The sequence below is a fragment of the Porphyromonas sp. genome, assembly GCF_030529325.1.
GTDB lineage: Bacteria > Bacteroidota > Bacteroidia > Bacteroidales > Porphyromonadaceae > Porphyromonas_A.
Window position 1 is genome coordinate 66,202 of the sequence record NZ_JAUMXC010000003.1, and the last position, 26,379, is coordinate 92,580.

General features: G+C 47.3%; 20 protein-coding genes. 13 read left to right on the forward strand and 7 right to left on the reverse strand.

Annotated elements, in window-relative coordinates; genetic code table 11:
* The 4 genes from Q4A14_RS01140 to Q4A14_RS01155 all read left to right on the forward strand — a co-directional run bounded on the left by Q4A14_RS01140 (position 1) and on the right by Q4A14_RS01155 (position 2,735).
* The gene (locus Q4A14_RS01140) at positions 1–1,077 is read left to right on the forward strand and encodes a DUF4876 domain-containing protein (protein WP_303169323.1); all 1,077 of its coding nucleotides are present in this window, start codon (positions 1–3) and stop codon (positions 1,075–1,077) included.
* A gap of 471 nt (positions 1,078–1,548) precedes the next feature.
* Positions 1,549–2,028: an HU family DNA-binding protein gene (locus Q4A14_RS01145; protein ID WP_303169324.1), complete on the forward strand. Its 480-nt coding sequence runs from the start codon at positions 1,549–1,551 to the stop codon at positions 2,026–2,028.
* 4 nt (positions 2,029–2,032) lie between these two features.
* A complete protein-coding gene (locus Q4A14_RS01150) occupies positions 2,033–2,542 on the forward strand; it encodes an N-acetylmuramoyl-L-alanine amidase (RefSeq protein WP_303169325.1) in 510 nt (169 codons plus the stop codon).
* Positions 2,511–2,735, forward strand: a complete 225-nt coding sequence (locus tag Q4A14_RS01155) for a hypothetical protein (RefSeq protein WP_303169326.1) — start codon at positions 2,511–2,513, stop codon at positions 2,733–2,735. Before Q4A14_RS01150 ends, Q4A14_RS01155 begins: the two co-directional genes overlap by 32 nt.
* Before the next feature lie 79 nt (positions 2,736–2,814).
* Here Q4A14_RS01155 and Q4A14_RS01160 read toward each other — a convergent pair whose 3' ends face one another.
* From Q4A14_RS01160 to Q4A14_RS01175, 4 genes are all read right to left on the reverse strand, one after another.
* Positions 2,815–2,967, reverse strand: coding sequence for a hypothetical protein (locus tag Q4A14_RS01160; RefSeq protein ID WP_303169328.1), 153 nt, complete (start codon positions 2,965–2,967; stop codon positions 2,815–2,817).
* Positions 2,968–2,978: 11 nt separating this feature from the next.
* Positions 2,979–4,208: a metallophosphoesterase gene (locus Q4A14_RS01165; protein WP_303169329.1), complete on the reverse strand. Its 1,230-nt coding sequence runs from the start codon at positions 4,206–4,208 to the stop codon at positions 2,979–2,981.
* Between the two features lie 102 nt (positions 4,209–4,310).
* Positions 4,311–5,399: a DUF3667 domain-containing protein gene (locus Q4A14_RS01170; protein ID WP_303169330.1), complete on the reverse strand. Its 1,089-nt coding sequence runs from the start codon at positions 5,397–5,399 to the stop codon at positions 4,311–4,313.
* Between the two features lie 99 nt (positions 5,400–5,498).
* Complete coding sequence (locus tag Q4A14_RS01175) at positions 5,499–7,175, reverse strand: nucleoside kinase (protein ID WP_303169331.1); 1,677 nt, start codon at positions 7,173–7,175, stop codon at positions 5,499–5,501.
* Between the two features lie 89 nt (positions 7,176–7,264).
* On the opposite strand from Q4A14_RS01175, the gene Q4A14_RS01180 reads away from it, so the two are divergent.
* The 4 genes from Q4A14_RS01180 to coaD all read left to right on the forward strand — a co-directional run bounded on the left by Q4A14_RS01180 (position 7,265) and on the right by coaD (position 12,704).
* The gene (locus Q4A14_RS01180; RefSeq protein ID WP_303169333.1) at positions 7,265–9,076 is read left to right on the forward strand and encodes a Na/Pi cotransporter family protein; all 1,812 of its coding nucleotides are present in this window, start codon (positions 7,265–7,267) and stop codon (positions 9,074–9,076) included.
* Between the two features lie 24 nt (positions 9,077–9,100).
* Positions 9,101–10,297, forward strand: a complete 1,197-nt coding sequence (locus Q4A14_RS01185) for a hypothetical protein (RefSeq protein ID WP_303169334.1) — start codon at positions 9,101–9,103, stop codon at positions 10,295–10,297.
* Positions 10,298–10,401: 104 nt separating this feature from the next.
* A complete protein-coding gene (locus Q4A14_RS01190) occupies positions 10,402–12,195 on the forward strand; it encodes a DNA topoisomerase IV subunit B (RefSeq protein WP_303169344.1) in 1,794 nt (597 codons plus the stop codon).
* Positions 12,196–12,242: 47 nt separating this feature from the next.
* The gene (coaD, locus tag Q4A14_RS01195; protein ID WP_303169335.1) at positions 12,243–12,704 is read left to right on the forward strand and encodes a pantetheine-phosphate adenylyltransferase; all 462 of its coding nucleotides are present in this window, start codon (positions 12,243–12,245) and stop codon (positions 12,702–12,704) included.
* Positions 12,705–12,766: 62 nt separating this feature from the next.
* Here coaD and Q4A14_RS01200 read toward each other — a convergent pair whose 3' ends face one another.
* The 3 genes from Q4A14_RS01200 to Q4A14_RS01210 form a co-directional block, all read right to left on the reverse strand.
* The gene (locus Q4A14_RS01200) at positions 12,767–13,894 is read right to left on the reverse strand and encodes a hypothetical protein (protein ID WP_303169336.1); all 1,128 of its coding nucleotides are present in this window, start codon (positions 13,892–13,894) and stop codon (positions 12,767–12,769) included.
* Between the two features lie 145 nt (positions 13,895–14,039).
* Positions 14,040–14,534 carry an anaerobic ribonucleoside-triphosphate reductase activating protein gene (gene nrdG / locus Q4A14_RS01205; RefSeq protein ID WP_303169345.1) on the reverse strand — a complete coding sequence of 165 codons (495 nt, stop codon included), beginning with the start codon at positions 14,532–14,534 and terminating at the stop codon, positions 14,040–14,042.
* A gap of 23 nt (positions 14,535–14,557) precedes the next feature.
* The gene (locus Q4A14_RS01210; RefSeq protein WP_303169337.1) at positions 14,558–16,945 is read right to left on the reverse strand and encodes an anaerobic ribonucleoside triphosphate reductase; all 2,388 of its coding nucleotides are present in this window, start codon (positions 16,943–16,945) and stop codon (positions 14,558–14,560) included.
* Between the two features lie 922 nt (positions 16,946–17,867).
* On the opposite strand from Q4A14_RS01210, the gene Q4A14_RS01215 reads away from it, so the two are divergent.
* Genes Q4A14_RS01215 through Q4A14_RS01235 form a run of 5 tightly spaced genes read left to right on the forward strand, consistent with a single transcriptional unit; the run spans position 17,868 to position 26,242 of the window.
* Positions 17,868–21,065, forward strand: a complete 3,198-nt coding sequence (locus Q4A14_RS01215; RefSeq protein WP_303169338.1) for a SusC/RagA family TonB-linked outer membrane protein — start codon at positions 17,868–17,870, stop codon at positions 21,063–21,065.
* A gap of 16 nt (positions 21,066–21,081) precedes the next feature.
* Positions 21,082–22,524 (forward strand): RagB/SusD family nutrient uptake outer membrane protein, encoded by a 1,443-nt coding sequence (locus Q4A14_RS01220; RefSeq protein WP_303169339.1) that lies wholly within the window; start codon positions 21,082–21,084, stop codon positions 22,522–22,524.
* A gap of 18 nt (positions 22,525–22,542) precedes the next feature.
* A complete protein-coding gene (locus Q4A14_RS01225) occupies positions 22,543–23,358 on the forward strand; it encodes a hypothetical protein (protein WP_303169340.1) in 816 nt (271 codons plus the stop codon).
* Positions 23,359–23,395: 37 nt separating this feature from the next.
* Entirely contained in the window at positions 23,396–25,045 is a 1,650-nt protein-coding gene (locus Q4A14_RS01230; RefSeq protein ID WP_303169341.1) for a PKD-like family lipoprotein, read from the forward strand.
* A gap of 24 nt (positions 25,046–25,069) precedes the next feature.
* Entirely contained in the window at positions 25,070–26,242 is a 1,173-nt protein-coding gene (locus Q4A14_RS01235; protein WP_303169342.1) for a TlpA disulfide reductase family protein, read from the forward strand.
* The last annotated feature ends 137 nt before the right edge of the window (positions 26,243–26,379 follow it).

Genomic DNA, 26,379 nt, shown 5'->3' on the forward strand with positions numbered 1-26,379 from the left:
ATGAATATTACCAAAACTTACACTGCAATGAAAACATTAACCAAAACCCTCATAGTCATACCTCTCCTTCTGGGGCTGACCATGACAAGCTGTATACGCAAAACCGATGTGGAGATCCCCGACTCAGAGAAGAGACTGGACCATCTTGTGATATTGGAGGTATTCTATACCGGATCCTTCAATAAGACGGGCGAACGAAAGACAAAAGATGGACGGATCGAAGAACTCGGCTATGCCGACGAACGAAACAAGTACCTCAAGATATACAATCCTACCGAAGAGGTGAAGTACCTTGATGGACTCGCCCTGGCAACTTCACTATTTACCTCTACGGCTCAAGTGGAGTTTACAGACGAAGCCCAAAACTTCACCGACACCCACATGGCTGTAGATCGTATCACCTACTTTCCCGGATCAGGGACTGAGTTTCCCATCAAACCCGGCGAAGTAAAGCTCATCACCGCATGGGCAGGAGACTACACCAAGCCCGTACTGGACTCGGATGGTGATGAAATAGGAGCTGCCAATATTGACTCTTTTGACTTCACAAAAGCAGACTTCCAATGGCTTTCAGAAGAGGAACTCTCTTACGATATAGATAGAGAGGACTACCCCGCCAACCGAGCAGTTCCAAGCATGAAACTCACCTATCCGGCAGACTCCCGCAGGACCTTCAATATCTCTCACAATCAAACAATAGCCTTGATCAAGTTTGACAAAAATGAATTGTCCGAACCTAAGATCAAGGAACACATGAAGGAATACACACTGAAGTTCTTCACCACCAACGAGTGGACTGTCGACTACACCTCTCTCGTGATCCCCAACGATATCATCATCGATGCCGTCACCGTAGCGCCTACCGAGCAATTCACATCAAAGCCAGTCGGCGAAAAGGTAGATGCAGGAGCATTTGGGGTGACCAATGTTCACTCCACAGCAGCCAGAAGAGACCTTTTGGGCCTCGCGATGAGAAGGAAGCACGATGGCAACAAGTATGTCGATGACAACAATTCCACCTCGGACTTCGAGGTCGTAAAGGCAGGACTCCAGACTCCTGACCCTCTTAAACCATAAGAACTGCGAAAAGACCTCCATAAACACAAGCAACCAAACGGGATGTGCCAAGACCAAAGCCAAGGCACATCCCCTTTGATTTATGCCCTATGAGAGTTGTTGGACTATAAGATTGTCCCGTTCGTAACGGGCAAGCGTAATTGATCAGGCTGAAGAAAGCCTCTACCAATACACCCAACAAAAAGCCCAAGGGCATCACAAAGATGAGCCGGGTTCTTTTGATAGCCGATGAAAATATACCGTAGAGAATATGATCAGGCGAGAGAAGACGGTATATGACCATAAGCGATGAGGGAGCTTGAAGGTGGTGATAACTTTGCATTGTGAATGTGAGGATAGCTCCGACAAACAAACAGAGACAGAATAGATGTCTCTCATGAAAATCAAATGAATTGTGCGCACATCAACTGTCGGTGACCTTTACAACACACTTAGTCAATTTTATTAACCTCAAAACACTATTCAATCATTATGGCAATTAATTTTAAGGTAAGAGAACTCAAAACAAGACAGAAAAACTCAACAGAACTCAAGTCTGTATTCTGCGCTTCTTCAAAACAAGTAGGACGTGTGGGGCTCTACGAACTCGCGGATGACATCTCAGGACGCTGTACCCTCCACGTGGCGGACGTCACTGCGGTACTGGAAGCACTCTCGGATGCAGTGACACACTTCATCTCTCTCGGATATAGCGTGGCTTTGGGGCGTCTCGGCAGCTTCTACTCGACTCTGAGGAGTAAGGCAACGGAAACAGAAAAGGACTTTACCGTGAACAACATCAAAAAGGTCAACCTGGTCTTTGTTCCCAGTGTGAAGATCAAGGAGGCAATGAAGGGCGTTGCGTTCAACCAAATCGTGAAGACGGGCAAAAAGATCTCAAAACCTGAGGTCTCCGGAGCCTCGGCCTCTACGGGTGAGGAGACACCGGGAGGTAAGAAATTGGAGGATTGATGCCATGACACCAAGGATAAGACAGATCGAAGTCGGCGAATTGAAGCGTTGCGACAGAGCCGTGGACATGATCGTCATCCACTGTAGTGCTACGAGAGAGGACAGACGCTATGTCCTCTCTCAGCTCGACAGAGATCACAGAGCTCGTGGATTTGATGGCATAGGTTACCACTTCTATATCGATATAAAAGGGAAAATCTTCGCCACTCGGGACATGGAGGTGGCGGGGGCACATACAAAGGGATACAACTACCGCAGCATAGGCATCTGCTATGAGGGAGGACTCGACAGTCAAGAGCGTCCCAAAGATACCAGGACAGAGGCTCAGCGTGAGAGCATGAGGCAACTTGTGGATAGGCTGTGCGATCTACATGGCAAGGTACGCATCGCGGGACATAGGGAGCTGAACCCTCACAAAGCTTGTCCCTGCTTTGATGCAAAAGCGGAGTTTGACTTCCTATTTTCTCAAAAAGAAGTGTCTCATGAAGGGCAAAGATCAACTCAACTTGGCTAACATCCAGCCGATAATGGCTGTCGTCATGTCCGTGGCCGGACTGGTTCTGCTGATCGTGGCTCTACTGGTACCGCCTCAGGGAGAGATAGACTCTTCGGTATTGATAGCTTTTGGAGAGATATTGACCTTTGTAGGAGCCGTATTCGGCATCGACTACACCCATCGGGCCAAAAGACAAAGAGATGAGGAGTAGTACCTCTCGTTACCCTGCAAAAACAAGGGCAAGTGTAAGGCATGAAAACCAAACACTTGCCCTTAATCTGAATTTGGGATCAAATATAAGTGCTACCGATAAGGCATAGAGGACTGTTATCGATGTCGATCTGTGCACGAGGGAGAGAGTGAGAACCGTCATACAGCCCTTTTACAGTGAAGTAGGAGTCAAAGCATAAAACAGAAATAAGTAATGCACCAATCTGTTTCATGTGAATTTTGTTTAGAGTGGCGTCTTCGTCCCTTTACCATCGAGTTTGTACTCGACACCATTCTCGATGAGGAGCCCTTTGGTCTTTTCAGAGTGCTTCACCTGACCGTGCTTGACATCTATGTTGATAATCCTCCCGTCAAAAAACTTTGTCACATCGTCCACAACAGTATGACCAAAGACAACTGCCTTCGCGTCAAAAAAAGCCAACACGTCTTGAAGTTCCCGAAGAGTGATCTTTGGATAATACTTATGGCCCTTCATGAAACCTCTGAACCAAAAGATACCTTCGCTACCAAGCAGGAAGTTGACAGTCTCATCACTGTCAGGCTCCGCAAAGACATTCTTATCCCAGTTTTGTCTCACGATGTCGTTGATCCGGGAGATCGACAGATTAAGATCCAAGAGTCGAGGGCTCAGCCCTGCATGGACGAAGACATAGTCTCCAATCTTTTCTATACCATTCTTGGAATGCAGCCACTTGCCCAGCTCTGTCTGATCTGAATACATAAATTGTATGGCATCGTCCAAGTCATCCTCACCACTGACGATACTTGAGATCTTGAGATACCTCGGGTCGTTGTAGCGGTACTGCCCTTGGAAATTGAGAAGCTCATGATTGCCCAAGATATAATGGACTTTTCCGCCATACTTCTCCGCCTGATCCTCAAGCTTGTAGATCAACCAAAGAACGGCGGTCACATTATCTCCCCTATCGACAAAGTCTCCGACCAAAACCAAGTGTCCATCTCCGAAGCTCCAGTTGAACTCCTTATCAATGACTTGATGATTCATCAGAAAACTTGCAAAACCATCAAAATTGCCCTCTATGTCGGAGATCGCAATGAGCTTATTTGGCATCGGATAGATGTCGGGGCTGAGGGTTATCTTGTCTTTCTTCCGGACATGAAATCGGTCTGTATCGCCGTTCCGAACCTCAACCAAGATCGATTCTCCGGCCTTATAGGGAGTTACATACAAGTTGTTGGAAGCATCTACTCTATATATCTTCGACCCAACGAGATAAGGGCCGTCGACCCCATCAAGCGTCGCAACTTGTCGCTTTTTGTCTGTCGACCGCAGCTTTTGACCTTTGAGGAGACCCACACTGTTTTTTTTGTTTGAGTCTATGCTGTCTCGGTGCGCGATATCTATACCCCAAGAAAACCGACAGGACATAGCAAGAGAAAAAGCCGCGAGGACTACGATTTTGAGGATTTTCTTTGTTGATATTTGATTCATAAAAGATAGTTTTCGTATGATATTAATCTCTTAATTTGGCGGAGAAAAAGCACTCTGTTTCAAAAAGAATCGCCACCAGAGTACTAATATAGTTTTTTCTTTTTAGAAACGCCAAATGATAGCTGACAATAATAGCAAGAAGAGAATGATACAAGCAGCCAATGTAAAAGATAATAGCAAGGAATAGAAGAAGAACTGTAGCGTGCACCAAAAGGTGTTCCACCAACTCCTACCGAAAATCTGCTTGTAGTCCAGCCAAAAGACAAGGAAAATAAGCCACCCCAATGTCTCGTACCTGCCATCTATGGATATCTTACCCTTAAGTAGAGAGATCAAAAGACTCAAAAGAAGCAACTGACAGGCAATAAAGGTCTGTATGTAGAAATGCTCCGTAGGGTTGTATCTGACTTTATTTTTTCGTCCTCGAAAAGTAAGATAGGATGCAAGCGAAAAGAACGGTAGGAATAAGACAATATCCGAGACGCTATTGCGACCAATCCAGTGCTTTAGCAATTTATATACATTCCCAAGAAATGGTGTTCGGTTAACATAATCTCTCAATCCAAAGAATAATCGGCCGATTTTTGTTATTTCGAGGGTATCTTCACCCTTTGACAACTCCCTACTCATAACTGCCGAACCGCTTTTCTCTGTCGTTGTCCTCGGAAGAATCACCTCTTTGTCGGGGTATAGAGATTTGAGGGTGCCAGGATTGAAGAGTTGAACGGCGATGACATAAAGAGCAGCAAGCAAAAAGAGTGCTTGAAGAGGGCTCACATACGAGACCCGTTTACCTCGGATGAAATCTGAGATCATGTATCCCGGACGATACAGTAGCTCCAACAGTGTCCGCAGAAAACGATTGTTGATGCTCGTCAGAGATTCAAGAAATGTCTTGAGGCTATTGCGAAAACGGTAACGGGAGGTGCGGCTACTTTGCCCACAACTGTTACAGTAATTGCCTTGAAATGTATTTCCACAACAAAGACACTCGTGTATCTGATCGTCCATCGAAAGAGTCTTTTGACCTCGAATCAATCGAAAATGCGACAAGCGAGACCGAACCCTCACAGGATAAATAAGAGAGTCTATCCTGTCCTTGATACGAGTAAGAGACTTTTTAAAGGAAAGAGTGAGGCCTACGTTTTGAGTTTCTGCAGGGTCATTTATGTTTTCTGATGGCTGATTCATATTTACCCAATAAAAGTTTCTATTAGTTTATGCTCGTTTAGGTCACAAAAAAACTGTGGCAGAAGCTTAAATAAAGCACTTGCCACAGATAGCATAACTTTAGTACGTAAAACTGCTGCCTCCAAGGAACTCGCAAAGGAGAGAGGTGGGAGGCATAAGAGAGAGGGGGATAGGCTCAAAGAACTGCAGAAATCTCAATAGTCGGTGAGCTTCGCTGTAACAAGGGTCATTCTCCTTGATCTGATGAAGAAGTGGCTCTGCTTGGACTTTCAGAGCGGCAATCTCATACAGCATGGCACTATTGAACATCACATCAGCATTTTCCTGATAAGGGAATATCCACTTGCGCTCTCCTCGACGGACATCCGCCCACATGCTGAGACTCTTGGTTGCCGGAGCACCTCTATACTTGGCATCGCGTACCATACGGCGCAAAAGACGATTATCAGAAGTAGAGATCCAGTTGTGCTCATCCATGGACAATGATGTAAGGGCAGAAACGTAGACTCTGAAGATGGATGATTCGGGAATACCTTGAAGGAGGTCGGGATTGAGCCCGTGAATACCCTCGATGATCAATATCTCTCCATCTTTAAGTTCAATCTCCTGTCCCTTGAAAACCCGCGTACCCAAAACAAAGTCGAAAGAAGGGATTGCAACCTTCTGACCGGAAAGAATATGCCCTAAAGTCTCTTGAAGATAAGAAAGATCCAACGCATAGAGGCTCTCAAAGTCATAGTCGCCCTTTTCGTCCTTGGGTGTCAGTTCCCTATCAAGGAAAAAGTCATCCAGAGAAAGAGCGTAGGGCTTGATGAGATTGATCTGCAATTGGGTATGAAGTCGCTTGGAAAATGTGGTCTTACCGGAGGATGAAGGTCCCGCAACGAGCACAATACGGACGCCTTCGGCATGGCGACGAGTTATTTCCTCTGCTATGCCTGCAATCTGCTTTTCTTGAAGAGCCTCGGCAATAGTGATGAGTTCAGCTGCCTTTCCGGCATGTATACGAGCATTGAGAGGTGCTATATCCTCGACGCCAAGAGACTTTAGCAGATCAAGATGACTGTCAAAGGCTTTGAAAGCTTTGGGTTGAGGTATCAGGGTGTTGGGCTTAGAGATATCATCCACATTCGGAGGGAGAAGCAAGACTCCCTTTTCATAAGGAACGACGTCAAACGTCGACAACATTCCCGTACGAGGTAAAACAGATCCGAAAATAACATCCCTATACCCATCCACCTCATACATATCGACATAACACTTTCCCTGCTGAGAAAGCAACGCTGCTGAAGCATGCCTACCGACAGACTGCAAAAAGTCATGGGCCTCCTCAATAGGTGTACGTAGCGTCTGTATCGTAATATCTTGGTCTATGGCAGACTGCATCCGGGCTTTGAGGGCATACACTTCCTCGGGTGTAGGTGCAGGCAGACCTTTTCCCCAAACACAATAGTAGCCATTGGAGATAGCATGTTCAAAGATGACATCTTTACGGCCATTCTGAGAGAGTTCTTGGACTGCTTTGCCGAGGATCAATGCAAGGGTACGGACGTAAGTACGCATCCCGGAGTCTACAGTATAATCAATAAACTCGACGGTACAATTACGGTAAAGACGATAGTCAAGACGACGAGTGATATTGTTTACTTTAGCATTCATCGGAAGAGTCTTCAATTCGGGTTTGAAACTCTCATAAACCTCAAGAAGGGTAACACCGTAATCAAACGTGAGTTTACGTTTCGATATCCGCTCTGTTATAGTTAAATGCTCATTCATTTTAGTAGTCGATTTTTTTTCGTTTATTTTGTCCTAAAGATAGCGATTTACCTGTAAGAACGACAGGCGATTTTTAACTTTCTACACAAATGAACTACGGATTTCTTGACTTTTTAACCCTCATCGGATCGCTGGGAATCTTCCTCTACGGCATGAAGATCATGAGCGAAGGGCTACAGAAAATTGCTGGGGACAAGATGCGCAGCATCCTTTCGGCAATGACGAAAAACAGACTCTTAGGCGTATTTACAGGAGTCCTCATAACAGCCCTTGTACAATCCTCATCGGCAACAACTCTGATGGTAGTAAGCTTTGTGAATGCAGGTCTGCTGAACCTTGCTCAGGCTGTCACGGTCATCATGGGCGCCAACGTGGGTACCACTGTCACTGCGTGGGTCATAGCCTTGTTTGGCTTCAAGGTGGATATCGCCTCATTTGCCATCCCTCTGATAGCACTGTCGATCCCATTCATATTCTCCGGCAATAGTACGAGAAAATCATGGGGAGAGTTCATCATCGGTTTCGCATTCTTATTCATAGGTTTGCAGTTCTTGAAAAACAATGTCCCTGACTTGAAGTCCAACCCCGAGGCCTTGGCATTCCTCCAAAGCTATACGGACATGGGCTTTGGCTCCGTCATCATATTTCTACTGCTGGGGACAATCCTTACCATCATTGTACAATCTTCATCTGCAACCGTTGCGATCACCCTTATTATGTGTTCAAAAGGTTGGATATCCTTTGATCTCGCCGCGGCGATGGTATTGGGAGAAAACATCGGTACTACAGTGACGGCAAATATCGCAGCACTGGGAGCCAATGTGCCGGCGAGAAGAGCAGCCATAGCTCACCTCATCTTCAACGTCTTCGGGGTGATATGGATGCTGATACTCTTCCGTCCGTTCCTTTCACTGATCATCAGTCTTGTGTCAAGCTGGGGTCCGGGGGACCCCACAGCGATGTATAGCTTTATCAATGGACTCGATCCCGAAAGACTGGCACTGCTCAATGATTTTGATCCAAGCAAGGCAGATACATCGCTCATAGCGGACAAGGAGATGATGGACAATTATGTTGTAGCGACATCATTCGGATTGTCTCTATACCACTCTCTGTTCAACATCATAAACGTATCAGTGATGATATGGTTCGTCAATGGGTATGTCTACCTCTGCAACCGAATCATCCCCTCAAAGCAAGAAGTATCGGGCAACGAGGAATTCCAATTGCGCTATATCTCTTTCGGTATGCTTTCGACATCCGAACTATCACTTGCTCAGGCTCAAAAGGAGATGGCTCTCTTCGGTGAAAGAGCAGGGCGTATGTTGGGAATGGTAGACTCCATATTGGAAGAGACAGACCAGGAAAAGTTCATGGAAACTTTCAACCGCATTGAGAAATACGAAAACATCTGCGACCGCATGGAGGTAGAGATAGCCAATTATCTATCTAAAGTCTCCGAAGGGCGACTCAGTATGGACGGGAAGGAAAAGATCCGTGTCATGCTTCGTGCGACTACCGAGATAGAAAGCATCGGGGACTCTTGTTACAACCTTGCTCAAGCGATAAAAAGGAAGGCTGACAACAAAGCCAACTTCACCGAACAGATGATCCGCAATGTCAAAAGGATGATAGAACTTGACCAGAAGGCTCTCAACAGGATGAATGAGATCCTCAAGAAATCCGATGTCGAGCCTGCGGATGCCCTCGAATCCTACAACATCGAAAATGCTATCAATAATCTCCGCAATGATCTCAAATTAAAGAGTCTCGAAGACTTTGGCAACAAGGCTTGCGACTATCAAGACAGTGTCTACTACAACGATATGATCAACGAGTGTGAGCACCTTGGAGACTTTGTGCTCAATACAGTTCAAGCTGTTGTAGAGAAGAAGTTCTAAGCCGGCACCGAATAACAATTCACAATGGTAAGACGCTACGACGCATACAAGCGAGCCATCACCAAATACTTCAAGAGTGAGTCTATCAACAGTGACAAGGTAATACTCAAGAGAGTAAAAGACAAGTCACAGTTGAGTGATTTTGTAGAGTTCAATCTCGAACTTTACAAGGATAACCCCTACCATGTGCCCTCACTCATTGATGAAGAGATAATGACCCTTGATTGGGATCAGAATCCCGCATTCGAATTTTGCGATGCCGTTTATTATCTCGCATACAAAGGGGAACAGATCGTTGGACGCATTGCAGGCATCATTAACCATAGGGCCAATGAGACATGGAACCAAAATCATGCACGATTCGGTTTTTTAGACTTTATCGATGACAAAGAAGTCGTAGACAAGCTCTTCGATGCAGCAGAAGACTGGGCTCGTCGCTACGGCTGTGACTTCATACACGGTCCTATGGGCTTTACCGATCTTGACAGGGAAGGCATGCTCATCGACGGATTTGATCAGTTGTCAACAATAACGACCAACTACAACTATCCGTACTATGCTGCCCACCTCGAGCGCAGAGGCTACCGCAAAGATCAGGACTGGAAAGAGTACAAGATATATGCTCCCGACGAGATCCCGGACAAGCACCGCCGTATCGCCAACTTGGTAAGAGAGAAGTATGGGTTGACAACGAAGAAGTTTACGAAGCGCAAGGAGATCTATCCATACGCCCAGCGCATCTTCGAGACTCTCAACGCCTCTTATGCACCTCTCTACGGTTTCTCGACCCTTACCCCCGCACAGATAGACTACTACGTCAAGATGTACATACCCATGATACGTCTTGATCTTGTTACCCTCATCCTCCGAGAGGAAGACGATGAAGTCGTAGGTTTCGGCATCACTATTCCTAATCTGAGCCGAGCGATGCAAAAAGCCAAAGGCAAACTCTGGCCTTTCGGTTTCATTCACCTTCTCAAAGCCCTTCACTCCAAGCCCAAAGTGGTTGATCTCCTTCTGATAGGGATAGTTCCGGAGTATCAGAATAAGGGGGTCAATGCCCTTATCTTTGAGGATCTTATCCCCATTATCAAAAACTACGGGGTCGAGTATGTCGAGAGCAACCCTGAGCTTGAGACCAACCTCTCCGTACAACTACAGTGGAGTTACTTCGAGAAGGTGCACCACAAGACCCGCAGAGCATTTATCAAAGAACTATAACCAGCAGCATGAGCCAGCAAGCACCACTAACATCAGACGAAGATATTGCCCTCTCCGAAGCACGGCGTAAGTACAGCGACGATGCCGTACGTACCCTCGATCCTATGGAGCACATCCGCCAGCGCCCGGGGATGTATATCGGTAAGCTGGGCGATGGATCTTCTCCTGACGATGGTATATATATACTTCTCAAGGAGGTGATCGACAACGCCATCGACGAGTTTGCAATGGGCTTCGGACGCATGGTGCGCATCACCATTACGGACGATAGAGAAGTCTACGTAAGGGACTTCGGTCGAGGCATACCACAAGGTTCACTCAAAGACGCTGTGGGTAAGATGAATACAGGAGCAAAGTACGACAACGAGGTTTTCAAGAAAGTTGTCGGGCTCAACGGCGTCGGACTCAAAGCCGTCAACGCCCTCTCTTCCCGTATGGAAGTTACCTCTTACCGCGAGGGAAAGGGCAAGACCGTGACCTTTGAGAAGGGACAACTCATCTCCGAGACAGACCTGTTCGATGCTCCCGAAGACAAGGACGGCACCGCAGTACTCTTCACCCCGGATGACACGCTGTTCAAGGGCTATGCCTACCGCGAGGACTTCGTCATGGATATGATACGCATGTACTCATACCTCCACACCTCGCTCAACTTCAACCTCAACGGCAAACGCTACCTCTCCAAGTCCGGGCTCATGGATCTCCTCGAAGACACCATGACCTCCGATCCCCTCTATCCCATCATTCACTTTACCGACAAAGACATCGAGGTCGCCATCACTCACTCTTCTCAGTATGGTGAGGAGTACCACTCGTTTGTCAATGGGCAAAATACCATTCACGGAGGGACACACCTCTCCGCATTCAAAGAGGCTGTAGCAAGGACGATCAGGGAGTTTTACGGCAAATCTTTTGACTTCAACGACATCCGTTCGGGCATCGTCGCTGCCGTAAGCATCCGCATACAGGATCCGCTCTTTGAGAGCCAGACCAAAACCAAACTCGGGTCCAAGGAGATCGAAGAAGGGGGGATGACGATACAGAAGTTCATCGGAGACTTCCTCAAGACTCATCTGGACAACTTCCTACACAAAAATCCTACGACGGCAGAGGCTCTCCAGAAGAAGATCCTTGAAAGCGAAAAGGAACGCAAAGCCATCGCCGGCATCACAAAGATTGCAAAGGAGCGTGCCAAAAAAGCAGCCATACACAATAAAAAGCTACGCGACTGCTCCTATCACTACAATGAGCCCAAGGCTCCCAACCCCGAGAAGACATCCATCTTCATCACCGAAGGGCTCTCAGCCAGCGGGAGTATCACCCAGAGCCGCGATGCCAACTATCAAGCGGTCTTCTCGCTCCGTGGGAAACCCCTCAATTCGTACGGACTGTCCAAGCGGGTGGTGTACGAAAACGAGGAGTTCAACCTCCTCCAGGCAGCCCTCAATATCGAGGACTCCATCGACAACCTCCGTTACAACAAGATCATCGTCGCTACCGATGCCGACGTCGACGGCATGCACATCCGCCTGCTCATCATCACCTTTTTCTTGCAGTTTTTCCCCGAACTCATACGCCAAAATCACGTCTTTATCCTTCAGACGCCACTTTTCCGCGTCCGAGACAAGCAGGACAAGGAGACCATCTACTGCTACGACGAAAAGGAGCGAGACGCAGCTATGGCAAAGCTCGGCAAAGGCTGTTCGGTCACACGCTTCAAGGGTCTTGGTGAGATCAAGGCCGAAGAGTTCAAAGCCTTCATCGGTGAAGATATGCGACTCGACCCTGTCGTGATGAAAAAAGAGGATAACATCAAAGAACTCCTTGACTTCTATATGGGGAAGAACACCCCCGACCGTCAAGACTTCATCGTTCACAATCTCGAACCTGAGGAGTAAGCCCCTCCACCTATCAAGTTTTACCCTTTCAAACACCACACAAGGCTATGACGAACAACGAACAAAGCACACCAAAAATCGGCATCTACGCCGGCTCGTTCGATCCCTACACCATCGGTCACGTGGATATTGTCGAAAGGGCACTCAAACTCGTAGACACCCTCCACATCGTCATCGGGGTTAACACCCGAAAGGCTTCATTTATCCCTACCGAAGAACGTCTGAAGACCATCCAAGACCTCTACGCCAACAACCCTCGTGTCATCGTGGCTCTCAACGAAGAGCTCACCGCCACCTATGCCAAGAAGCACGGTGCAACAGTCCTCATCCGAGGCATCCGCAACGTCACCGACATGGAGTACGAGCGCAGTATGGCAGATATTCATCTCACACACTTCGGGCTGGACACGATACTCCTCTTCTCATCGCCCGAACTCGCCAGCATCAGTTCATCCGTCGTCCGCGAGCTCGCCACTTTCGGCGAAGACTATTCACGCTACATCCCTTAACATCACAGCAACGAAAACAAGGCTTGTCCGGTAGTAAACTCATCGGACAGCAATGATTCTTATTAAAGATCCACTCTCAGTTTATATCTCTTGGCATAAGGACCGATAGAGATTTCTACATCACGCTGATGTACAGGTTTTGCAATGTTTGAAGAGAAGTCATACCCGATCTTTTCGTCGATGATTTTCACAGTCGGAGTAAAATCTGTGGTCTCTTGAGTCAAGAGAGACTTGGAGCATTCGTCCAAATTGATAAAAGAATAGTCCTTGCCACCTATGATCCTGTCGATCTTCTGTTGGAAGAGCTCCTCTCTTGATCTTGCACTTTCACGTTCAAGAGCAGATTTGCCTTTCCTTGGAGCAGTAGCTTGTTCACGTTCGTCAACGATAGGTTTGAGTGAGCCGGACACTTTGGTAATCTTGCCGTCATTATCCATACCCACAGTGATCAAGCCATGTCCTGAATTGACACTCTTGAGGTTGTCATGCTCTTGGCGGATTTGGATAATTGTTTCAATTACCTTAGGATCGTAGAGTTCTTCAGTCTTGGCATTACCGCCTCCTTGTATAGTATGATATGTCGTTGCTTGTTCCAGCTTTATACCCTTTGCCAATCCAAGTTCGGAAACGAATCCCTCGGCAATCTTAAGGGCCTTGCTCTCGCCTATTTGTTTTGTATTTCGGTAGTTTGCTTTTGCCATTTCGAGACTTACGTGTCCGGCTCTATCCAAACTCACTCGTAAGTCTTTTGTGCCGATGATACGTGTACCCATATTGTCGATCTTGATGATCGATGCTGTACGTTTGGTGAGATCTGCCTTGTTACCAATAGCAGAGGACATAGCATCATCGATCATATCGGGAGAAAGGATCAGTGCGTTGTTGTTGCGAGGTTCTTTGAGCGAACCCACACTTTCCCTTTTAGTTTTACTGGCCGGATAACGCCACTCCCAAGACCAGTAATTTCTGGCGGCCGGGGAAGGACAAAAACAACATTCATTGGCAAGTCTTGCCTTGGATTCAGCTTGGTTAGCACCAAGAGCACACACTACAGGACTCTGTCTGTGAGATATCCTCCAGCCGGCTTCAATGAAAGCGTCCTTGAAGGAGCGTCCTTTTCTCCACTCTTCCCAGAAGTATTTACCATAGTTCCTATTGTCATAGCTGACAATGTCGTCCCCAAAGTACATTATCTGTCCGAAAATAAGCTGACTTTTCACATCAATTCCGACAAAGGAGCATAAAAGACGGTCACACACCTTGAGTGGGTATATGAAACTCTGAAAACAGTTTTTTGAATAATGCGGAAACGTCAAGGGAGAGCGGTAGGACAGCTCAATCTTTCTTGTGCAGACGGATGATACGCTGATTGCGACTGCCACGAAAAGGCAGTGTGGGATCAAACTCTTCTTGGACGAAACGACCATCGACGAGAACATCGATGTACTCCAGTAAAGGGAAAAGATCGGGCGATGCCTGTATCTCCTCAAGAGTATATCCGGTATAGCACCAGATATTCAGCCCTGTCTCACTTTTCAACCGCTTGAGGAGGGCAAGAGTGCCCCGAGGATTAAAAAACGGATCCCCACCACTTAGGGTAATGCCGTCGAGGAGGGGGTTGGACAATATCTCTTTGATGATATCGGCAAGGATAGCTTCGGTCAGTAGGACTCCCGCCATAGGATCCCAACTCGCAGGATTTTGACAACCCGGACAGCCATGAGCACAGCCGGCAAGATACAAGGAGTACCTTATCCCTTCGCCATCGGATATGGTCTCCTTGTATCTATTGAGTAAGTGTAAGTTATACTGTTCGATGGGTTCGCCCACTACCACGTGTCGTGTGTATAGTCTCAACAGTGTTTGATACGGTCTTTTTCCTCAGATTTCTTTGCGGAGTTCCAGCTGTCGAGAGAGCCGGTGAGATAACCGGTGATACGTCTCAGACGTGCTATATCTTCGCTTGCACAGACAGGGCACTTGGCATAGATCACACCCTTGTAACCACACCTGTTACAGGTATCAACAGGGTGATTGATAGAGCCATAACCGATCTCGGCATCGTGCATTGCCTTGACGATCTTGAGGATACCGGAGACATTCTTCTTAGCCTCTCCATCAAGCTCCACATAAGTGATATGGCCACCTCGTGTGATAGCGTGGAACGGAGCCTCAAGCTGTATCTTCTCAAATATAGTCACCGGCTCCTTCACATCTATATGGAACGAGTTGACATAGTAGTCACGATCTGTCACACCGGGGATGATACCATACTTCTTACGGTCCATGCGAGTAAAGCGCCCCGAAAGTCCTTCGGCAGGTGTGGCAAGGACAGAGTAGTTGAGATTGTATTTCCGCTTGAACTCATCCACGACATTGTTCATCACAATGATCGCATCGTAAAGGGTCTGATAAGCCTCCTTGTTGTGCGCGTGCCCTTCGCCATAGATAGCCACCATGGCATTGTGTCCGCCGATGAAGCCGATACCGAGCGTACCTGTAGCGATCACATCGCCCACTTCGTCGTTCGGATCGAAAGCACCACCGCCTTTCCATACATCATTACCCATCATGAAGGGATACTGACGAGCAAGAGCCGTACGTTGGTACCTGTATCTGTCATAAAGCTGTTCGGCTATCATTTCGGCTGTCTTACGCACGGAATCGAGGAAGATAGCCTTGGCTTCTCCACGTATGGTATGCTTGTCGCAACCGGGATTGAGCTCTTCGGCCTCTCTCATAGCCTCGATGGCAAGACGAGGTAAGTTCATCGAGGTGAACGACAAGTTACCCCTGCCGACCGAAGTCTTTTCTCCACGGAGGTTTTCAAAGACACGGGTACGGCATCCCATGGTAGCCAGTTCGTACAAGTACCTTTTGGGATCGTGAGCCTCCCACTTCTCGTGCTTATTGTATTTTGTATCGAGGAAGAGGAAGTTGGGGAAGAGTGCCTTGGAAGTCGTGTTGCAGGCCTCTATGAGGAGGTCAAAGTTGGGAGCTTCGAACTCCATCTCCCCTCTAAGGGCTGCGGGGAAGTCCTGCATTGCCTTTTCATAGTCGGCAACAGAGAAGGACACACCATCTTTGACCTTGAATATCTGTATAGGGAATATCGGCACCTCACCGTGTCCCAAACCCTCTGTCGTTGCGGAGAGGAGCTCACGCATGAGCAGACGAGCCTCGGGAGAAGTATCCGTACCGTAGTTGATCGAACTGAAGACAACCTGATTACCACCACGGGAGTGCATCGTATTGAGATTGTGGATGAAGCCCTCCATCGCCTGATGTGTCTCACGTGTCGTCTTGGTCATCGCATGATTCCACGCACGCTCTATATCTTTGGTCTCGATACCGGGACATAGTTTAGCCATCTTGGCTTGAGCTTCGGCTATCGCTTCCGTTTTTTCCTGGACAGAGACACCCTCGCTGACAAGGCCGTCGAGGAGGGTCTTTCGATCGATCTCCATATCCCTCATGCCTGCGATGAAAACCAGCGCATCTGCGAGGTGACGTCGGAAGCTCTTGAGTACCCCCTTGGCCATGAAGAAGTCAAAGGCAGGGATGGACTGTCCCCCATGCTGTTCGTTCTGATTGGTCTGGAAGATGATCGTTGCCAACGTAGCATAACTCTGTATCGACTGTGGAGTACGGATGCTGCCGTTTTTGGTGCGGAATCCACGCTCGTACAGATCCTCAAGATCATACTGTATACATGTTGTTGTCTTTGTGGGGAAATAGTCGAGGTCGTGGATGTGGATATCCCCCTCACGATGAGCACGAGCGTACTTGACACTGAGGAGGTACTTATTGGTGTAGTCCTTGGTCACCTCGGATGCAAATGTCATCATCTGCCCGGCAGGAGTATGCGCCGACATGTTGGCATTGCTGAGGTTGACATCATTCTTTTCTATACGCACGATGCCATCCATGATCTGCTTCATGCCCGTGCGTTTGTCTCGCTCTACGTTGCGCCACTCGCGGTAGATGATGTACTTTTTGGCCACAAAAGGGTCACATGCCATCAGCTCATGCTCCACGAGGTCCTGTATCTCTTCGACGGTAGGATTGGTCTCGGTGGAAAGCTGGGCACAGACTTTTTGCACCATACCTCGAATCACATTTTTATTTTCCTGTATGCCCGAAGCTCTATAAGCTTTGATTATGGCATTTTCTATCTTTTCCGGGGAAAACGGCTCTTGCTTCCCATCTCTCTTGATGATGAATAAAGTAGGTGCATCCATAGGCGTATATTGATTAGAGTTATAATGAAAAAAGTCGCACTCGGCACCTCCGGGGGGTTACTCTCCAAAAGGCATACTGACATCAGATCAAGGCAACAAACATAACACTGTCAATCAATCTATTACACAAAGAATAGCGACAACGGTGACACGGTCTGATTGCATCATTGATCCCATAAACGAGCGGCAACCCAAAGTTACGGAAATTATCTATTTTTCCTAACCCATTTCACCGGATGAAAGCCGAAAAAAAACTAAATCTAATCTCATTTGAGTATGCCCGAAAGCTATTCGACATGCTAAATAACAACTTGTAGGTATCACTTCCGCAAGAGGTCAAAATATTTTACAAAAAATTTCCTCCAAGGTTTATTTTTTGAAGTGTAACAGACCCGTCTCAAACGGATCTCAAACTACCGATCCGAGACCCGCACACTGAGCGAAAAAAACAAGACATCATAACTCTCTGGTATCAAAGCCTTCTGAAGGGGCAAAAAAAGGTTGTCTAACTTGACGCGTCAAGTTAGACAACTTAATTCATCAAGTTAGACACCTTGATTTCGGAAGATGTACATCTTTTTTTTCAGGACTCCTCAAAACGACATCCCGACATGGGTAATATGGGATTATTTGTTAAAATGATTTGAGCCTCCACATCGAAATAGTTAATAATTGCAAAATCAAAACGTTTTAACACAAAAAAAATCAGTTTTATTTTCTGCACGTATCGTTTTATTGCGTTCTATTGGCTATCTTTGATAAGATTGTGGCTAAATTCTGATGTAGAGGGTGTTAAGAGCACCTATTTCGAGCTATGAAATATGAAGACATACCGAAAAGGCAAACAGTCAGGAAGAAAGATTTTCACAGAAATTAAATACCAAAAATAAAACTTAATTACAATCAAATTCACTTCAATGTAATGAAATCGAAGCACAGTACGAACCACATTGTCCACCGTACAAGTCTTGCAAAGTGGGTCGCATGGGGGCTTATAGCGTCATTCCCGTTAGGTATGACTGCCATCGCCCAGACCCCATCAGCACCTGCGAAAGTAAGCAACCAGCCAAAGACGGTGTCAGTAAATCTCAAAGGTACAGTAGTAGACCAGTCCGGAGAGCCAATGATCGGCGTGACCATACGCATCAAGGGTACCCAATTCGGATGTACAACCAACTTTGACGGAGAGTTTGTATTCAAAGGCAATCTTTCCGATGACTCCCCTGTCTTGATCCTCTCTTCCACCGGCTACAAGACCATAGAAGTCAAGGTGAAAGCAGGCAAGCCTATCAAGATCACCATGGAAGAAAATACCGAACTTCTCAGCGAAGTTGTTGTGACCGGTATCTTCCAACGTAAAAAAGAAGGTTTCACCGGATCTGCCAACACCATGAAGGGTGAGGAAATCACCAAGATGACCTCGGGCAACGTCCTCAAGGCTATCGAACTACTCGATCCGGGATTCCGCCTCGGAAGCAATACGGTAGTGGGATCCAACCCCAGCGGCCTGCCTGACTTCAATGTCCGTGGACAGGCAAGTATCGGAGACTACTCCACTGATGACAAGGTCGTCCTCCGTGGTGATGTGGATACCCGCCCCAACCAACCTCTCTTCGTCCTTGACGGTATCATCGGTGTACCGGTGACCAAGATCCTCGACATCGATCCCGAACTCATCGAAAGTGTCACCATCCTCAAGGATGCTGCAGCGATGGTACTCTACGGATCGAGAGCATCCAACGGGGTCATCGTCATCGAGACCAAAGCGCCTGCGGCAGGTAATCTCCGCGTCAGCTACAACGGCAACTATAAGCTGCAATATCCTGACCTCAGAGACTACAACCTCGTCAATGCAGCCGAAAAACTCGACATCGAAAAACGTGCCGGCTTATACGATGAATACTATACAGCGGGAACAACTCTTGGCATATTGGAGACACTCAAGCACAAGGAGCTGGAAGTACTCCGTGGGGTAAACACCTACTGGCTCTCTGAACCGGTACGCACTGCATTTGCACACCGACACGGTATCACCGTAGAGGGTGGAGACAACACTCTTCGCTACAAGCTATATGCGGGTCTCAACGAAGCTCCGGGTGTGATGAAAGGTACAGGGACATATAGCAAGAGCGGAAACATCGACATCCGTTACCGTCAGGGTAAGGTCCTACTCAGCAACATCCTCTTTGTAGACTTCACCAACTCTGATCGTACCTCTCCCTATGGAACGTTCAGCCAGTATACTCTCCTCAACCCTTATTATAGGAAGACGAACGCACAGGGGGAGATCCCAAAATACCTGGAGACTCCTATATCCCTGGGGCATACGTCCTATGGCAATCTCATCGCCAATCCGGTACACAATACTAAACTTAATACATTTGACCGCAACGAGGCACTCGACATCCGCAACGCACTCAAGCTCGAATACACCCCCATGGAGAGCCTCCGTCTGACACTTGATGCAACAATATCGAGAGTACAGTCGGAAAACAATCTCTTCAAGTCTGCAAACCACTCTGACTTCGCACGAGTTATAGAGCTCAACGACAAGGGGATCTACGACTGGAGCCGCACCCTCAAAAAGGGATATGATGTGAGCGCTACGGTCAGCTACAACAATATGTTCAAAAATAAGCACTTCATCTCAGCATTTACTCACTTCAACATCAAAGAAGAAGTATTGCACACAGCGGGTATCCGCCAGACCGGATTCCCCAATGAGACTATGGATGAAGTGTTCCTCGGCTCTCTACCCAAAAACACATCCGGTAACGAGCGTACGACACGCGCCCTCGGAGCCTTGGGTACAGTGAGCTACACCTATGACCAACGCTATGCCGTGGATGCCAACGTGCGTCTCGATGCATCGTCCGAGTTCGGTCGCAACAACAGACTTGCTCCGTTCTGGTCTGTGGGTATGAGATGGAACCTCGACAAGGAAAGCTTCATAAAGAAAAACAAGTGGATCAACGAACTCGTATTGCGTTCGAGCTACGGTGTGACAGGTACACAGGGGTTTGCACCTTATCAAGCACTCAAGATGTACTCTTACACAGGTTTGGTACGTATCTATGACAGTTCGGACGTGGTCGGTACCCAGCTCATCGGTCTCGGCAATCCTGACCTCAAGTGGCAGACGACTGATGCCTACAACCTCGGATTGGACTTCAACACGTTCAAGGGATTTTTCAGCGGACGTATCGAGTACTACTATAAGTATACTCGCAACATGATACTGGACTACTCTCTTGCTCCATCGGTGGGATTCTCCACAGTGCCTGAAAACCTTGGTAATATCTCCAACAGGGGATTTGAGTTTACCGCTCGTGTGATGCCTATCAATATCCCATCAAAGCAGTTCAACCTCAGCTTTGTCGTCACAGGTAGCCAAAACAAAAACCGTCTCGAACGTATCTCCAACGCACTCAAGGTGCGCAACGAAGAGTTGTTGAAGCCCAACGACAAAGGCGAATACAATATCTCTCGTCCTCTACCTCGCTACGAAGAGGGTTACTCACAAAGTATGATATGGGCGGTGCGTTCGCTCGGTATAGACCCTCAGACAGGTCGCGAGATATTCTTGGGACGTGATGGTCAGCGTACGACAGAGTGGAATCCTGTGGACATGGTACCTGTCGGAGACAGCGAACCTAAGATCACAGGTGTATTCAGCACCAACCTCAACTGGAAAGGACTCAGTCTGTCTCTTGCTGCACGCTACACTTACGGCGGTATGCTCTACAACCGTACACTTGTAGACAAGGTCGAAAATGCCAACCTGGCTTATAACGTGGACAGAAGAGCATACACAGACCGCTGGCAAAAGCCGGGAGATGACGCAAGATTCAAAGCGATTGACAAGGCATCTCGCACATCACAGACCAATGCGTCAACCCGCTTCTTGATGGAAAACAACGAACTTGTGTTCAATGTGATCAATGCCCAATACCGCTTCGACAGCCGCAATCATGAATTCATCAAAAAGTTCGGTTTGACAGCTGCTTCTGTGGGTCTTTACATGGAGGATCTCTTCAGGTTCAACACTATCAAGGTCGAACGGGGTACATCCTATCCTCTCGCACGCCAAGTGTCTATGTCTCTCAACTTAACATTCTAAAAACTCGGAATCAGATATGAAATATATATTATCCACAATACTTGTTGCTCTGTGCGTCTCTTCCTGCAGCGACTGGCTTGATGTCGAGCCCAAGACGAATGTGAGGGAAGAGAGACTCTTCAGCGACGAACAAGGATTCAAAGAAGCTCTCACAGGGGCTTACATCCTCACGAGCAAACCTCCGCTCTATGGCAAGGAGTTGACCTACGGATTCATAGATCAATTGGCACAGAGATATGTCAATCCTGTGAACGTAGATTTGATCTTCGACTTTACGAAGCCTACGTTTTATAACTTTGAGCTTACAGCGTTGCAGACAAAAAACTACACCAATGCTATCTGGAGTGAGTCCTACAACATCATCGCAAACATCAACAATCTGATCGAAAACATCGAAAAGAGAGGTGATCGCGTGACAACACCCGGACTCAGAGATATCATCCACGGTGAAGCATTAGGGCTGAGAGCATTTTTGCACTTTGACCTGCTAAGGATGTTTGGTCCGACATACAAGAGTAACTTTTCGGATACATCCATTCCCTATCGTACTCAGTTCAACAGGGATACAAAGGCACTCCTCCCGGCGACAGAAATCGTAGAGCTGGTACTCTCCGATCTCAAAAAGGCGGAAGCTCTCTTGGAAAACGATCCTATGGATATCTCTTATGAGTCTCCAAGTAATGGAGCCACGAACAATCCGTTCCTCCACAGACGCTCAAAGAGAATGAACAAGTTTGCGGTCAAGGCTCTCATGGCAAGGGTCTACCTTTACAAGGGCGACATGGCAGAAGCAAAAAACAAAGCCAATGAAGTCATCAATGCAGAGAACAAGTCAGGCAACAGAATCTTCGAGTTTGTCACAGACAATGCCAAGGATCACTTGTTGTCGAAGGAACTCATCTTTGCAATCAGTATGGATAAGACGGATTTTGCAACACGTATCAGAGGAGACTTTGACGGATCTCAGTTCTCTTACTGCAACGCCGGAGACCGTGCGCGCCTCAACGAGATATTTGATGTGAAAAATGATGGCGTCAATGACATCCGTATGCGAGAAGCAGGCGGATTCTCTGTGACCACCACAACAACGACAACACAGAAGTATCGTCAGGACAACTCTCATGAGAGCATCAACAACACCATCCCATTGATCCGCTTGGCTGAGATGTATTACATCGTTGCAGAAGCCACAGCAGATCTCTCTGAAAGTGCAAGAGTACTCTCTCAGGTCCGCAAGGCAAGAGCTCTCGAAAGCCTACAAGCATTCAGAGATGAAGATGAAAAGTTGAAAAACATAGAGAAAGAGTATCGTAAAGAATTCTATGCTGAAGGGCAGTTGTGGCACTTCTACAAGCGAAAAGAGTACAAAACATTCCTTTTCTCTCCTATCAAGGAAATGAATGAAAAGCACTACCGCTTCTCTGTTCCGGAAAACGAAATCACCTTTGGCAACCTATAAAACATACTATACAGCGACATGAAACTAAAGAATATAATCTTCCTAAGTGCACTCTCCATTTCGGCGCTCGTATCTTCGTGTAAACAACAAGAAGTACAGCCTTTTACCGGAGAGACAGGTGTCAACTTCTTAGGGCATGACACAACCGGTAAAGAGTGGGATACAGGGACAAACTTCCTCTCAAAGGAGATCAACTTCTTTGACTCGTTGAAGTTGGAGACCTTCCCTCTCGATGCGATGGAAGCCCCCATGCGAATAGCTATCGAGGGAAAGACTCCTACAAGAGACCTAAAGATAAAGCTCAAGGCCCTCCCCGTCGAAGGACAAGAAGAGGCGAAGGTCGAACTCCCTGAGTATGTCATCGTCAAATCCGGAGAAAACCATGCGGATTTCTCTGTAAAACTATTGGCTCCGGAACCTGATCAGCAACCCGAATCTGTACGTATAGGGGTAGACTATGACAACAGTGATGTGGTAGCAGGAGTAAAGGATAGACAGGCATTCACATTCACATTGAAGGATGTTGCAGTGAAGCACTATCTCGATCAGGTACCCGAGCAAAAGTTCATTGAAGCGTTTGAGAAACATCTCGGCAAGTACGGTCCTGTCAAGCATAGATTTGCAGTAGCTGCGACTAAGCCTGTTCCACCCAACTCACCTGCGGAAATATTCACACTGAAAGTTGCATATTCAGCACTCTATCCAAGCTATCCCGACTATGGATTGCCATCCGTGCTTCCGCTCTATCGCAAGGCTCTCAAAGAGTACAATGCAAAACATTTGACTCCGCTCAAAGAAGCTGATGGCACACTCGTAGAATTTCCAGAAAATTAAGTCTACAGACGTCAAAACAAAAGCATAGAAATCGAATATGAAACATATAAAATCACTGGTGGCATTCTCCATCATTTTTCTGCTCTCCTCGTGCTATAAAGACTTGGGCAACTACAACTACAATGAAGATATCAAGGGGATAGAAGTAGCGATAGAAAAGACTTATGCCGTCAAAAAAGAGAAGACCGACTTTACCGTTACGATAAAGCCGACCATCGATACCAAGGGTCAGAACAAAGAACTGACCTATGAGTGGTATCGTTCGCTCAGAGACCAGGACAAAGGGGAACTCATCAGTACAGAGAAGGACCTCACAATGGTCTTCAAGCCCAAATCTCAAGACCCTAAGGACAAACTAAATTCGACGTACTACATCCGTCTCTACGTCAAGGATATCAGCACCAACACGTTGACAATGAGACACGCTCGAATCCTTCTTGTAGACCCTTACACATCTTCTTGGGCTGTCCTTCACGAACAAGGAGGACACGCGGAGATCGGTGCTATAGAATACCTTGGGGACAAGATAGTGACTACTCCCGATGCGCTTACGAAGGAGCGTGGCAAATCCCTACAAGGCAAACCGCTTCACCTCGGTGTACGTCAGATCCCTAACGGATACGCAGCTCCGACATGGCTTTATTCGATCAACACTCAGCTCTTCCTCTCTACCACAGACCTATCTGAGGGCGGATTGATCTCTCCGGGGGACAACTTCGAGCACAAAAGCTCTTGGAACACTCTTATCAGCAAGGCTCAGATCCAAGACTTTAACCCTTCCGACATCACAGGTTCAGGTGGTGGAGACCGTGGATATGCGATGTCTACCAACGGAAAGATATTCATCAACAACCCTTACAGCCCTGTGATGTACCAGGTGTTCCCGGATCCGGACGAACTTGAAGGCAAAGGCAGAATCACACGTCTTGGTGTCACTACCCAAGGGGGTATAGGATATGATGCCGAAGGAAAGCGTTTGGTAGCACTCGACATGACAAGCTCGATCTGGAAAGAACAAGAAGCAAGGAGCAATCCTCCCAAAGACCTCGTCTACAACAAGGTCCGTGCCAATGTGAACAACGCCGCAGATCCCAACAAGATCCCCGCAGACTACATACCGGTGTCTATTTTCCCGGGCTATAAGTACGGAGTATCAGGGATTGCAGTCTTCCAGCAGTACCAGTTGTATTGCTACTTCATCTCCGGAGACATGAGTCATGTCTATACGATCCGAGGAAGAGAGATCACCTCTGCCATGGAAGCTCCGGTATCGGGATTCTACTCATTCAAGAAGCCTGAAGGCCTCACAGAAAACACGCCTATGACCACAGGCTTCAAGTATGCCAACATCATCTTCTACGCTGCGGGCAACAAGGTCTACAAGCACAACATTGTCAATGGACAGACTTCCGTCATATACAGTCATCCTGATGCAGCTGCAAAGGCCAAGGCTATCAGGATGGCAGTGGAGGGTTATGTGGGTGATGAAGTATATGCGACCATGAAAAATACACTGGGGATAGCACCTGAAAGATATCTTGCTATCGGATTTGATACCGAAGGCAAGGGCGAAGTCGTCGTACTCTCTCTCGACACATCGGGAGATATAGACGGTGCAAAGAATACCTATCCAAACGTGCAAGTACACAAGGGATTCGGTCCTATCACTTCCATTGTATTCATGTAAAAACGATATTATAACTTATTATTGATGAAAAAGAATCTACTATTTGCCTTGAGCTCTGCTCTCGTATTGGCATCATGTGCGATCAAGACAGATGATACCAAAGGCATGATCGTCGAAGGGACTGTCACAGGACTTGACACAGACAAACTCATCGTCGGTAAGGCTGTGAGTCAGGCTTACGACTACATCATCCCGGCGGACACTGTCAAAGTGATCGATGGCAAGTTTGAGTTTTCCAACGACACGCTCGAACCGGGCGTCTACGGCTTTTATGTAGCGACCGAGACACCTGCCAACAACACCATGGTGTACGCGTATCTTGACAAAGGCACACACAAGATAGACATCTCCCTTTCCAAGCACAATTTCATACAACTCAGAGCTTCCGGCGTAGCAGCGACCGAGGAGTATCAGGCATGGGAAGATAAGCTCTACCGGGAGGCAGAACGTGCAGAGACAGACTCTCTTGACAACCTCTTCTACACTGCACGTAGAGAGAAGGATCAAGATGCAATGGCCAAGATCAAAGAGTCTTCGATGGAGTCATACCGCAGAGGAAGCGCCAAGAAGACCGAAGCCATCCGTGCCGAAATCGCAAAAGAGCGCAAAGATGCCATGGGTATATACCTCTATTATACTCATGTATACTCTACGATGCACCACGGCACATTGGATGAGATCAACAATACCCGCGCTCAGATCGAGTCATTCGATGAGTCGGCAAAGGCTACTCACTACTACCAACACATGCTCAAAGAGCTTGCAAATGCGGAACAAAGTGTCATCGGCGCAGTAGCCCCTGACTTCGCCGGAGAAGATGCAGAGGGCAATCCTATGAAGCTCTCTGATCTCAGAGGCAAGTATGTCCTTGTGGACTTCTGGAGCAGTGGTTGTACATGGTGTCGTGCAGAGACGCCCAACATCGTGAAGACTTATGAAGACTTCAAAGACAAAAACTTCACTGTCCTCGCTGCTTCTCTCGATGTGAAGAAAGAAGACTGGATCAAGGCGATGAAAGAAGATGGACTCTACTGGCCATCACTCCTCATGTCAGCCGAAGATCGTAAGGCTATGGGAGCGAAGTACAATGTCAAGGGTATCCCCCTCATCCTCCTTGTGGATACAGAGGGCAAGATCCTCGCTCGTGACCTCCGTGGCCAGGACATCTACAATGCTGTCAAGGAGCACGTGAAATAATATCACAAGTCTTACAATACTAAAAAGGACACATCCCTCTTGCGATAGGAGATGTGTCCTTTTTTTATTCGGGGAAAGGTTGTCGTCAACCTTATCTCAACCGGAGGCAAACTTTGGCCCTCATGATTCATAATCAT